The 11,041-nt window shown below is 64.1% G+C and carries 12 protein-coding genes; 5 read left to right on the plus strand and 7 right to left on the minus strand.

The annotated features are described in order from the left end of the window. A partial coding sequence (locus MOV75_RS13755; protein WP_247005967.1) for a low specificity L-threonine aldolase occupies window positions 1–953 on the plus strand: 953 nt, incomplete at its 5' end. A gap of 105 nt (window positions 954–1,058) precedes the next feature. Here MOV75_RS13755 and MOV75_RS13760 read toward each other — a convergent pair. The 4 genes from MOV75_RS13760 to grxD are packed head-to-tail and all read right to left on the minus strand — an operon-like array spanning window position 1,059 to window position 4,534. Further along, complete coding sequence (locus MOV75_RS13760; protein ID WP_247005969.1) at window positions 1,059–2,318, minus strand: serine hydrolase; 1,260 nt, start codon at window positions 2,316–2,318, stop codon at window positions 1,059–1,061. A 1-nt stretch (window position 2,319) separates the two neighbouring features. Beyond that, a complete protein-coding gene (locus MOV75_RS13765; protein WP_247005971.1) occupies window positions 2,320–3,606 on the minus strand; it encodes a serine hydrolase in 1,287 nt (428 codons plus the stop codon). Window positions 3,607–3,652: 46 nt separating this feature from the next. After that, window positions 3,653–4,204, minus strand: coding sequence for an O-acetyl-ADP-ribose deacetylase (locus MOV75_RS13770; protein WP_246918681.1), 552 nt, complete (start codon window positions 4,202–4,204; stop codon window positions 3,653–3,655). A 3-nt stretch (window positions 4,205–4,207) separates the two neighbouring features. Then, window positions 4,208–4,534: a Grx4 family monothiol glutaredoxin gene (grxD, locus tag MOV75_RS13775; protein WP_157333797.1), complete on the minus strand. Its 327-nt coding sequence runs from the start codon at window positions 4,532–4,534 to the stop codon at window positions 4,208–4,210. A 235-nt stretch (window positions 4,535–4,769) separates the two neighbouring features. Here grxD and egtB point away from each other — a divergent pair, with 235 nt between their 5' ends. Beyond that, the gene (egtB, locus tag MOV75_RS13780; RefSeq protein WP_247005973.1) at window positions 4,770–6,065 is read left to right on the plus strand and encodes an ergothioneine biosynthesis protein EgtB; all 1,296 of its coding nucleotides are present in this window, start codon (window positions 4,770–4,772) and stop codon (window positions 6,063–6,065) included. Between the two features lie 52 nt (window positions 6,066–6,117). Then, a complete protein-coding gene (gene egtD, locus MOV75_RS13785) occupies window positions 6,118–7,089 on the plus strand; it encodes an L-histidine N(alpha)-methyltransferase (protein WP_246918685.1) in 972 nt (323 codons plus the stop codon). A gap of 27 nt (window positions 7,090–7,116) precedes the next feature. Here the strand turns inward: egtD and MOV75_RS13790 are convergent, their stop codons facing one another. Both MOV75_RS13790 and MOV75_RS13795 read right to left on the minus strand, forming a co-directional pair. Continuing rightward, window positions 7,117–8,310, minus strand: coding sequence for a low temperature requirement protein A (locus tag MOV75_RS13790; RefSeq protein ID WP_246918687.1), 1,194 nt, complete (start codon window positions 8,308–8,310; stop codon window positions 7,117–7,119). Between the two features lie 25 nt (window positions 8,311–8,335). Beyond that, window positions 8,336–8,572: a BolA family protein gene (locus MOV75_RS13795; protein ID WP_018316584.1), complete on the minus strand. Its 237-nt coding sequence runs from the start codon at window positions 8,570–8,572 to the stop codon at window positions 8,336–8,338. A 177-nt stretch (window positions 8,573–8,749) separates the two neighbouring features. Between MOV75_RS13795 and MOV75_RS13800 the strand changes: the two genes are divergently transcribed. Then, the gene (locus tag MOV75_RS13800; RefSeq protein ID WP_246918689.1) at window positions 8,750–9,109 is read left to right on the plus strand and encodes a DUF427 domain-containing protein; all 360 of its coding nucleotides are present in this window, start codon (window positions 8,750–8,752) and stop codon (window positions 9,107–9,109) included. 133 nt (window positions 9,110–9,242) lie between these two features. Here MOV75_RS13800 and MOV75_RS13805 read toward each other — a convergent pair whose 3' ends face one another. Further along, a complete protein-coding gene (locus MOV75_RS13805) occupies window positions 9,243–9,416 on the minus strand; it encodes a DUF1328 domain-containing protein (RefSeq protein WP_092228199.1) in 174 nt (57 codons plus the stop codon). Between the two features lie 177 nt (window positions 9,417–9,593). On the opposite strand from MOV75_RS13805, the gene MOV75_RS13810 reads away from it, so the two are divergent. Beyond that, window positions 9,594–10,781, plus strand: a complete 1,188-nt coding sequence (locus tag MOV75_RS13810) for an acyltransferase (protein ID WP_246918692.1) — start codon at window positions 9,594–9,596, stop codon at window positions 10,779–10,781. Window positions 10,782–11,041 lie beyond the last annotated feature (260 nt).

The raw sequence follows: 11,041 nt of genomic DNA on the forward strand, positions 1-11,041 counted from the left end.
AGGTCGGCGACGAGCAGGTCGGCGACGATCCGACCGTGAATGCGCTGTGCGAGCGCGTGGCCGATCTGCTCGGCAAGGAGGCCGCGGTCTATATGCCGTCCGGCACGATGTGCAACGTCACCGCGACGCTGGTGCATTGCCGCCCGGGCGACGAGATCCTCGCACACGAGACCGCGCACATCATCGCCCGCGAAGGCGGCGCGCATGCCGCGATCGGTGGCTTCCAGGTCACCCAGTTGAAGGGTCCCGACGGCCAGTTCACGCCGGAGACGTTCCGGAAAGCGCTGCATCCGCGCACGCGCTATCAGCCGCCGCAGACGGTCGTCAGCGTCGAGCAGACCGCCAATATCGGCGGCGGCACGATCTGGAAGAAGGCTGATCTCGACGAGATCGTCGCGATCGCCAAGCAACACGGCCTCATCACCCACATGGACGGCGCGCGCCTGCTCAATGCCACAGTCGCGAGCGGCATCTCGCCGCGCGACATGACCGCAGGCTGGGACTCGGCCTGGATCGACTTCTCCAAGGGCCTGGGCGCGCCGATCGGCGGCGTGCTTGCGGGCACGCGCGCCTTCATCGATGCAGTCTGGCAGTGGAAGCAGCGCCTCGGCGGCTCGATGCGGCAGGCCGGGGTCTGTGCCGCCGCCTGTATCTACGCGCTCGACCATCACGTCGAGCGCCTTGCCGACGACCACGCCAATGCGCGCGCGCTCGCCCGCGGGCTGTCGCAAATCGCAGGCATCGAGGTGCAGGAGCCCGAGACCAATCTCGTGTTCTTCAAGCCCGATGGCGCCGGCATTGCCGGCGACAAGATGGTCGCGGCACTGCGCCAGCGCGGCGTGACGCTTGCGATGATGGACGGCCGCATCCGCGCCTGCACCCATCTCGACGTCAATGCGAGCCAGATCGAGGAGACGATCGGATACGTGCGCGAGATCGTCCGCGGGGCGTAAGTCCCGTGGGCCCGGGTGAGCGCAGCGATACCCGGGAATTTACGTGCAGAGACCCCGGATGTCGCTTCGCTGATCCGGGCTACGACAGCGGCTGAACGTCCGCGACTACCGCCCCATCGCCTGGTAAATCAGCGTCTTCAACGCCAGCTGAATCCGGCTGCGCTGCGACGGCGTCTGCACCATGAAGATCCCGAACAGATCATCCTCGGGATCGATGAAGAAGAAGGTGCCGCCGACGCCGTCCCATCGATACTCGCCGAGTGGCCATGACGTGCCCGGCGGCGCCGAGGTGCGCACGGCGAAGCCGAGGCCGAAGCCGGAACTGCCGCCCGGATAATAGTTCTGGTCGCGCCCGATCCTGGTCTCAGGGCCGATGTGGTCCGACGCCATCAGCGCGATGGTCTCGGCCTTGAGATAGCGGCGGCTTTCATAGGTACCGCCATTCAGCAGCATCTGGGCGAAACGGGCGTAGTCGCCGACTGTGCCGACCAGGCCGGCGCCGCCCGATTCCCATGTCATGGGCCGCCTGATGTCGCGGACCTCAGTCGTTGGACTGATGTGGCGGTCCTCCGGCATCGGCTCGGCGATGCGCGGAAACTTGGCGGGATCGGCCACATGGAACGCGGTCTCGGTCATGCCCAGCGGATCGAGCAGCCGCTCCTTCTCGAACTGCAGCAGCGTCTTGCCCGAGACCACCTCGACGACGCGGCCGAGCACGTCGGTGGCAAAGCCGTAGGCCCACACTGTGCCTGCCTGCTCGGCGAGCGGCAGCGCGGCGATCTTCGCGGCGAAGTCGGCATTGGACAGATCGCTGTCGAAGAGGTTGGCCGCAGCATAGAGCTCGCGCACCGCACTGCCGCCAGTGGCGCCGTAGGGCAGGCCCGCGGTATGACGCAACAGGTCCTTGATCGTGACGGGACGCTGCTGCGACTCCAGCGTCAGCGCGACCTTGCCCCCCTCGCCCCTCCTCTCGACACCGACCTTCATGTCGGCAAAGGCCGGAATGTACTTTGCGACGGGATCCTCGAGCGAAAGCTTGCCCTCTTCGACCAGCATCATCGCCATGACTGACGTGATCGGCTTCGACATCGAATAGAGGCGGAAGATCGTGTCCGCGCTCATCGGGGTCCTGGTCGCGAGGTCGCGGACGCCGAAATTCTCGTAGTAGACCGGCTTGCCGTGTTGCTGGAGCAGCAGGATGGCCCCCGGAATCTTTCCGGTCGCAACCTCGTTCCGGATGTAGGCAGAGACCTTTGCGAGGCCTTCGGCTGAGAATTTGTGCGCGGCGCGCTCGGAGCTTGCACGCGCACAGACCACGCCGACCAGAAGAACGAGCGCCGCGATCAGCGCGCGGCGCCCGCTCATTTCATTTCTCCATGGCTTCATAGACCAACTGTTTCAAGGTCCGCTGCACCCGCTGGCGCTCGGTCGGGGTTTGCTCCAGCAGCACGAAGAACATGTCCTGCTTCGGGTCGATCACGAAATAGCAGCCGGAGGCGCCATCCCATTTCAACTCGCCGAGATCGCCGGGCGGCGGCGGCTTGGCATTACCGGGATCGGTGCGGACCGCGAGCCCGAGGCCGAAGCCAAATCCGTCGCCGGGGAAGTAGAAATAATCGCGATCGACGCCCGAGCCCGGGCCGACCTGATCAGTCACCATCAGCTTGAACGTCTCGGGCTTGAGGATGGTCTTGCCGTCGAGGCTGCCGCCATTGAGCAGCATCTGCGCGAAGCGCTCGTAGTCGGCCATGGTCGTCACCATGCCGCCGCTGGCGAATTGGATCTTCTTGACCACCGTCGGATCATTGATCCGGCCGACCCGGAAATCGCTGTCGTTCGGCACTGGCTGCGCCAGCAGCTTCTGCTTATCGGGAGCCGTGACGAAGAAACCGGTGTCGACCATGCCGAGCGGATCGAGCAGCTTGTCCCGCATGATGTCGATCAGGGGCTTGCCGGCCGCGACCTCCATCACACGCGCGAGAACGTCGGTGGAATGGCCATATTGCCAGAGAGCCCCCGGCTGGTTGTGCAGCGGCAGTTTTGCGATCCGTTCTGCGAACTCGGCGAGGTCGAAATCGCCGGCATAGATATTGGCTTCGCGATAGGCTTTGCGGACCAGGCTGTCGCCATAGAAGCCATAGGTGATGCCCGAGGTGTGCGTCATCAAATCGTGGACCGTCATCGGCCGGTTGGGCGGCACCGGTTCGAGCGACTTGCTGCCGTCCTCGGCCTTCTTCTCGACGCCGACCTTCACATTGGCGAACGACGGAATGTATTTCGAGACGGGATCATCCAGCTTGATCTTGCCGTCCTCGATCATCCGCACCGCGACCACCGAGGTGATCGCCTTGCTCATCGAGAACAGGCGGAAGATCGTTTTGTCCGTGATCGGTGCCTTGCTGACGACGTCCTGCACGCCGAAGGCTTCGTGATAGACCGGCTTGCCGTGCTGCTGGATCAAGACGGTTGCACCGGCGATCTTGCCGGTCGCGACCTCGTTCTTGAAGAACTCGCTCACCTTGGCGAGCTTGTCCTGATTGAAATGCGCGCCGGCCGGAATCTCGTAGGTTCCTTCCGCGCGTGCCAGCGATATTGCGCCGAGCGACACCAGCACGCCGCAGAGCAGCGCACGCAGTCCGGACTGTAAAATCATATCCCCTCCCCGGAACATGGTCCGACGGAGTGTACCGACCGCATGATCAGGCACAAGGGCCGCTGTGCCGCTCAAGCGCCTCGGCATGCAGCTTCGCGCCGGGCTCGGCGAAGCAGCAGAACACGACCCGGGTCACGGACGGCGCGGCAGAGAGCCCTTCGATCGTCGTGCGCACGGCGATGTCTGCCGCCCGGTCGGCGGGGAAGCGGAAAATGCCGGTCGAAATCGCGGGGAATGCCACGGAGGTTAGCGTGTGCTTGCCGCACAGCTCCATCGACCGGCGATAACAGGAGGCGAGCAGATCGTCCTCTCCGAGCGTTCCGCCATTCCAGACCGGCCCGACAGTGTGGATCACATGGGCCGCTTTGAGTCGGTAGCCCTTGGTGATCTTGGCATCGCCGGTCTTGCAGCCGTGAAGCATACGGCATTCGGCCACCAGATCGGGCCCGGCAGCCCGATGGATCGCCCCATCCACGCCGCCCCCGCCAAGGAGCGACGTGTTGGCCGCGTTGACGATGGCGTCAACGCCGAGCGTGGTGATGTCGGCAACGACGATCTCGAGATCGGCGCCGCCGATCCGGCGCGTCAGCCGGGTCACGGGTCAAGCCGCGACGACGACGCCCTTCTCGGAGAGGAGCTGCTGCAATTCGCCGGCCTGGAACATCTCGCGGACGATGTCGCAGCCGCCGACGAACTCGCCCTTTACATAGAGCTGCGGGATGGTCGGCCAGTTGGAGAAGGTCTTGATGCCGTTGCGCAGTTCTGCGGATTCGAGGACGTTGAGGCCCTTATAGCCGACGCCGATATGGTCGAGGATCTGGACGACCTGGCCGGAGAAACCGCACTGCGGAAATTGCGGCGTGCCCTTCATGAACAGAACCACGTCGTTCGACTTCACTTCGTTGGCGATGAATTCCTCGATGCTCATATTTGTGTCCTTCTGGGGCCTCAACGATCGCTTCGGGCCGGCTCAGCCGATCTAGCCCGATATCTGCTCATATATGTAGCCCAAACCGTTGTGCATCCAAAGTAAAATGGCGGCGAACAGCCCCTGGGCGGCCGCCCCTTGGTGACGCCAGCCGCATTGCATGATGACGCGAATATCATCGCCCGGGAGGACTTTCATACCGTAACGGAGCCCCTATCTAGGACGAACCCTGTTTTTGGAACCGGGCAACGCCAACAACGTTCTCTTGTCCTGTCTGGAGAAAAACGTGACGAAACAAGCCTCCGCTACGGCCACCGCCCCGTTTTCGTCAAGCTCCGGTCAGGGCGGCCTCGCCCGGAGGCTGGAAGACGCATTTGTTGCCGTCCGCAATGAGACCGAACGCCGGGCCGCACCGCTGTCGCCGGAAGACCAGCAGATCCAGTCCATGCCCGATGCGAGCCCGACAAAATGGCATCGGGCGCATACCACCTGGTTCTGGGAGCAATTCCTGCTCAGGGAGCACGCTGCGGGCTATCGGGCCTTTAACCCCGATTTCGCATTCCTGTTCAATTCCTATTACGTCAGCGCCGGCCCGCGTCATGCCCGCAATCATCGCGGCGACATCACCCGCCCCAGCGCCGACGAGGTCGGTGCTTACCGCAGATATGTCGATGCCGCGGTCGTCAAATTCTTCCGCGAGGCCGGTGCCGACAAGCTTCGCAAGATCGCGCCGCTGGTCGAGGTCGGGCTGAACCATGAGCAGCAGCATCAGGAATTGATGTTCACCGACATCCTGCATGCCTTCGCGCAGAACCCGGTCTATCCGGCCTACGATCCCGAGTGGCGCTTCCCCGCCCCGACGCGCTCAGGCGAGGACTGGCTGATGCTGAACGAAGGCATCCACACCGTCGGTCATGTCGACGAGGGCTTTCATTTCGACAACGAGAAGCCGGCGCACCGCGCCCTGGTGGGCCCGGTCAAGGTCGCGCGCAACCTCGTCACCAACGGCGAGTGGCTCGCCTTCATGCGCGATGGCGGCTACCGGACTGCAACACTGTGGCTGATGGACGGCTTTGCCGCAGCCAGCAAGGAAGACTGGCAGGCCCCAGGCCATTGGCGCGAAGTTGATGGCGCGTGGCAAGTGATGACGCTCGCCGGCCTCAAGCCGGTCGATCCCGACGTGCCCGTCTGCCACGTCAGTTATTACGAGGCCGATGCCTTCGCGCGCTGGGCCGGAAAGCATCTGCCGACCGAAATGGAATGGGAGGTCGCCGCCCGCGCGGGCCAGCTCAACGACGCCTTCGGCATCGTCTGGCAGTGGACCCGCAGCGCGTACGCGCCCTACCCCGGCTACCGCCCCATCGAAGGCGCGCTCGGCGAGTACAACGGCAAGTTCATGGTCAACCAATTGGTGCTGCGCGGCTCCTCGCTTGCAACTCCGGAGGGCCACAGCCGTATCACCTATCGGAACTTCTTCTATCCGCACCACCGTTGGCAATTCACGGGGCTGCGGCTCGCCGACTACGAGTAAAATTCCTATCCGACGACAAATGCGCGCCGGACAGCGCGTTCAGGAGAGTATCATGAATGTGCACGCCAGCGCTTTGGCCGAAGCCCATCTTCCCGACGAGCAGACCACCGCCTTCGCCCGCGAGGCCATCGAGGACCTCTCGCAGCAGCCGAAAAAGCTGTCGCCGAAATATTTCTACGATGCGACCGGCTCGGAGCTGTTCGAGGCGATCACGCGCCTGCCGGAATATTATCCGACCCGCACCGAGCTATCGATCCTGAAGGAGCGCGGCAGCGAGATCGCGAAGATCATTCCGGAGCACGCAGCTCTGGTCGAATTTGGCGCGGGCGCGACCACGAAGGTCCGCCTGCTGCTGGGTCATTGCAAATTCGCGGCCTATGTCCCCGTGGACATCTCCGGCGACTTCCTGAAGGCGCAGGCGAGCGGCCTGAAGCGTGACTTCCCGACGCTCGGCATCTATCCGGTCGCAGCCGACTTCACGACGCCGTTCGAGCTGCCCAAGCAGGTCGCATCCATGCCCAAGGTCGGCTTCTTCCCGGGCTCGACCATCGGCAATTTCGAGCCGCATGAAGCACAGGCCTTCCTGAAGAGCGCGCGCGAGATCCTGGGCCGGGGCGCGCAGATGATCATCGGCGCCGACCTCGAAAAGGAAGAGCGCGTGCTGCATGACGCCTATAACGATGCCGCCGGCGTTACCGCGCGCTTCAACCTCAACGTTCTCGTGCGCATCAACCGCGAGCTCGGCGGCAATTTCGATCTGTCCGCTTTCACCCACCGCGCCATCTACAACCGCGAGCGGCACCGCATCGAGATGCATCTGATCAGCAAGAAGAGCCAGACCGTGCGCCTGCTCGGCACCAGCTTCTCGTTCCGTCCGGGCGAGAGCATCCACACCGAGAACAGCTACAAATACAGCCTCGAGCGCTTCGCCGCGTTGGCGCAAGGAGCGGGCTGGCGGGTGCGCGAAAGCTGGACGGACGCAGCCGAGATGTTCTCGGTGCATGCGCTGGAGGTGGCGGAGTAGACGCTCCGCGCCACCGCCGCGCGCCGTTCAATGCTCCTCGGCCTCCTCGGTTGCCGATCCCAGCGATAGCGACTCCCACACCGCCACCACGATCAAGATCGCGGTCGTCGCGACCGAGAGCCAGAGCGGCGGGAGATCGGCGGCGAACCACCACAGCACCAGCAGCAGGATGATTCCGATGCCGTGCGAGAGCTGGAGGAAGCCGCGGATCGCGTGCTTGAACAGGATGGTGCCGATCAGGAACACCAGCGGTCCACCGATCGTGCTCACGATGGTGCGGACATCGGAATGGCCGCTCGGGTGCTTCAGCACCAGTTCGTCCGACACCGCGGTCAGGATGATGCCGGCGATGATCGGCATGTGCAGATAGGTATAGGCGAGCCGCGCCAGCCGGCCGGATTCGGTGGACTTCGAGATCCGCTCGGAGCCGGCCTCCGCCCCCTTGTGGAAGTAGACCCACCACATCGCGATGGCGCCGACCAACGCGGAGACGAAGGCCAGGATATTGTCCGCGGTCCAGGTCAGCTCGGCAAAGGTCGCACCGTTGACGACGACGGCTTCGCCGAGCGCGATGATGACGAAGAGAGAGCAGCGCTCGGCCATGTGGCCGCCCTCGACGGCCCAGGCCTCGACCGACGAGAAGCCGAGCTTGGGGACCCAGAAGCGTGCCGCTGGCGAGACGTACTCCCAGGCGACGGCCGCAATCCACAGCCATAGCCGCGTCTCGCCCTCGGACAGGCCGCCGGCGACCCACAGCACCGCGGAGATCGAGAGCCAGGTCAGGATACGAATCGCGTTATGCCGCACAGCCGTCCGATGCCGTGGCGTTGCGAACAGCCAGAATGCGGTTCGCCCGAGCTGCATCGTCGCGTAGGCGATCGCAAACCACAGGCCCCGCCCCTCGAACGCGGTCGGGATCGTCGTCGACAGCACGAGGCCGCCCAGCATCATCAGGAAGAGCATGACGCGGACAGGCGTCAGCTCGGGATTGAGCCAGTTGGTGACCCAGGCGGTGTAGACCCACACCCACCACACCGCGAGGAACAGCACGGTGACGTGCACCGCGCCGAGCGGCGTGAAATGGTGCAGCAGCGTGTGCGACACCTGCGTGACGGCGAAGACGAAGACGAGGTCGAAGAACAGCTCGACATTGGTGACGCGGCTGTGCTGGTTTGGCACGATGACGCGAAACATCGCGCCGCGAGGATTGTCCGCAGCCATCGTCGCCCCCCGTCGCGCGATCAGATCAAGCGCCCGGCACGCCGGTTTGCAGCGCCAACGCATGCAGCACGCCGCCCATCTGGCCGCGCAGGGACTGATAGACGATTTGGTGCTGCTGGACGCGGGACTTGCCGCGGAAGGATTCCGAGATCACGGTCGCGGCATAGTGGTCGCCGTCGCCGGCGAGGTCACGGATGGTCACTTCGGCATCGGGGATCGCCGCCTTGATCATCGCCTCGATATCGTGGGCGTCCATGGGCATTCGGGTCTCGCTCCTTCTGGTCTCGAATCGCTGCCGGTGGTCCCCTCGCCAGCAACCTCAAACTTAGCGTGAACGGCCTTCTGCGTCACGCTTTCCGGCACTATATCCCTGATCTCATCGGGATAAAGGCACGACAAAGTGCCGCGCAAGGCAGATCGATCGAAAAGGCGTGAAATCATGAAGCTTCCAGGGCCCGACCACCCCATCACGATCACCCAGAACCCGAGGCGCGTCCGCGTCACGGCGGGCGATATCGTGATTGCCGAGACCAGCAAGGCACTGACCTTGAAGGAGGCCAAATATCCGGCGGTGCAATATGTGCCGCGGGAGGACACCAAGATGGCTCTGCTCGAGCGCACCGACCGCGTCACCCATTGCCCCTACAAGGGGGATGCGAGCTATTACAGCGTCAAGGCTGACGGCAAGACGCTGGACAACGCGATCTGGACCTATGAGACACCCTTCCCCGCGATGACGGAGATTTCCGGCCATCTCGCCTTCTACCCGGACAAGGTGAAGATCGAGGAAGTGGGGTAGGCCACGATATACGCCGCCGTCATGGCCGGGCCTCGTCCCGGCCATCTACGGTCTTGGCCAATCGGGCTCCAGAAGAACGTAGATGCCCGGGACAAGCCCGGGCATGACGACTGAGAGTGCTGGCACAGCCAGGCTACGCCCTGAAGATCGTGAGCCCCAAAATCAGCAGCACCAGGAAGATCACGACGAAGACGTAAAATAGGAAACGGGCGACATCGGCGGAGGCGGCCGAGATGCCGGTGAAGCCGAGCACACCGGCCACGATCGAGATCAGCAGGAAAATCAGCGCCCATTTCAGGATCGTCATCGCTAGCTCCGAATTGGTGCCGCTTGCCCGCGGCCTCACGCTCTTTTGGCGAACGCTAACCTTGCTGCCCGGAACTGGTTCCTAATCCTGTCGGGCTCGAAGACCCGCTCAAACGAGGCTTGCTGAATCCGGTTCCCGACGGCACAGTCCCGCCGGGAGCAGGAGCGCGGGGCAGCCATGACCACGATGTCACATTCAGCGACGATCGGCGCGGAGGCGCACGTCGCGCCGAAGAGCAAAGCGCGCAATCTGTCGCTCGATCGCGCCCGCACCTTCCTGACGCTGGTGGTGCTGCTGCACCACGCGGTGATTCCCTACACGCATTTCGGTCACACCGATCCGGCCTCCTGGGCCGGCTTCGACGTGATCGTGCTCGCCACCGACAGCTTCTTCATGGCGATGTTCTTCTTCCTGTCCGGACTGTTCACCTGGCCGGGCATCGCGCGCAAGGCGCCACAGGCCTTCCTGCGCGACCGCCTGTTGCGGCTCGGGCTGCCGTTCGCGATCGCGGCCCTCACCGTCATCCCGCTCGCCTATTACGCCATCGCGCTGCGCCAGGAGCCCGAGCTGACCTTCGCGTCGTTCTGGTGGAAGACGGTGACGTCAGGCCCGTGGCCGAGCGGCCCGATCTGGTTCGTGTGGGTGCTGCTCGCGTTCGATCTCACCGCAAGCCTGCTCTACCGGGTCTCGGCGCATCTGGTCGACCCCATCAACCGCGTCTCGCTTCGCGGATTCGATCAGCCGGCCGCGTTCTGGCTGGCGCTCGCTGCGATCAGCGTTGTCGTCTACGTGCCGGCGCTGGTCTATTTCGGCGCCAACAAATGGTTCGAGCTCGGTCCGTTCTCGGTGCAGGCGAGCCGCATCCTGCTCTACTTCAGCTACTTCTTCATTGGCGCCAGCGTCGGTTCGGCGAACTTCGATCGCGGCATCCTCAGCTCGGACGGCCAGTTGCCGAGGAACCGCTGGCCGTGGGTGATCGTCACGCTGATCCCGTACGGCCTGATGTGGTGCATGATCTACATCAAGCGCGAGATCCTCGGGAATCCCGATCCGCTGCCGCACTGGTACCATGTGTTCTACGGCACGTTCCTGGTGCTGTTCTCGGCCTCGATCCTGCTCGCAATCCTCGCCTTCTTCCTGCATTCGAAAGCGCCGGGGCCAAACCTGCTCGACCGCATGCAGTCGGACGCCTACGGTATCTTTCTGGTGCACTACCCGATCGCGCTGTGGATCCAGTACGCGCTGTTCGAATACGAGCTGCCGGCGATCGTGAAGGCTGCGGTCGGATTCATGCTCACGGTGATCCTGAGCTGGGGCCTGACGGCGGCGTTGCGGAAAATCCCGGGGGCGTCACACGTGTTGTGAGGCACCGCACTCGTAGCCCGGATGAGCGAAGCGATATCCGGGGTCTTGCCACAAGCGACAGCGGTCCCGGATGTCGCTTCGCTCATCCGGGCTACGGGACTGAGTGTGTGGCGGCGCCTTACGCCGCCTTGCCGCCCATATATTCCGGCAGCCAGCGCTCGTGCGAGGTCCGCAGCACATCGATCGCAACCGGCGCCTCGCCCGCGATCGCGATCGCATCGCCACCGGTGGTGCCGATCCGCACGCAGGGCACCTCGCAG

It is taken from the genome of Bradyrhizobium sp. PRIMUS42 (genome assembly GCF_023006515.1).
Taxonomy (GTDB): Bacteria; Pseudomonadota; Alphaproteobacteria; order Rhizobiales; family Xanthobacteraceae; genus Bradyrhizobium.

What these genes read in the sequence shown, in the direction of transcription:
- MOV75_RS13760 (WP_247005969.1), bottom strand. Translation starts at nt 2,318, where the DNA reads ATGAGCGGGCGCCGCGCGCTGATCGCGGCGCTCGTTCTTCTGGTCGGC.
- MOV75_RS13765 (WP_247005971.1), bottom strand. Translation starts at nt 3,606, where the DNA reads ATGATTTTACAGTCCGGACTGCGTGCGCTGCTCTGCGGCGTGCTGGTG.
- grxD (WP_157333797.1), bottom strand. Translation starts at nt 4,534, where the DNA reads ATGAGCATCGAGGAATTCATCGCCAACGAAGTGAAGTCGAACGACGTG.
- egtD (WP_246918685.1), top strand. Translation starts at nt 6,118, where the DNA reads ATGAATGTGCACGCCAGCGCTTTGGCCGAAGCCCATCTTCCCGACGAG.
- MOV75_RS13790 (WP_246918687.1), bottom strand. Translation starts at nt 8,310, where the DNA reads ATGGCTGCGGACAATCCTCGCGGCGCGATGTTTCGCGTCATCGTGCCA.
- MOV75_RS13795 (WP_018316584.1), bottom strand. Translation starts at nt 8,572, where the DNA reads ATGCCCATGGACGCCCACGATATCGAGGCGATGATCAAGGCGGCGATC.
- MOV75_RS13800 (WP_246918689.1), top strand. Translation starts at nt 8,750, where the DNA reads ATGAAGCTTCCAGGGCCCGACCACCCCATCACGATCACCCAGAACCCG.
- MOV75_RS13805 (WP_092228199.1), bottom strand. Translation starts at nt 9,416, where the DNA reads ATGACGATCCTGAAATGGGCGCTGATTTTCCTGCTGATCTCGATCGTG.
- MOV75_RS13810 (WP_246918692.1), top strand. Translation starts at nt 9,594, where the DNA reads ATGACCACGATGTCACATTCAGCGACGATCGGCGCGGAGGCGCACGTC.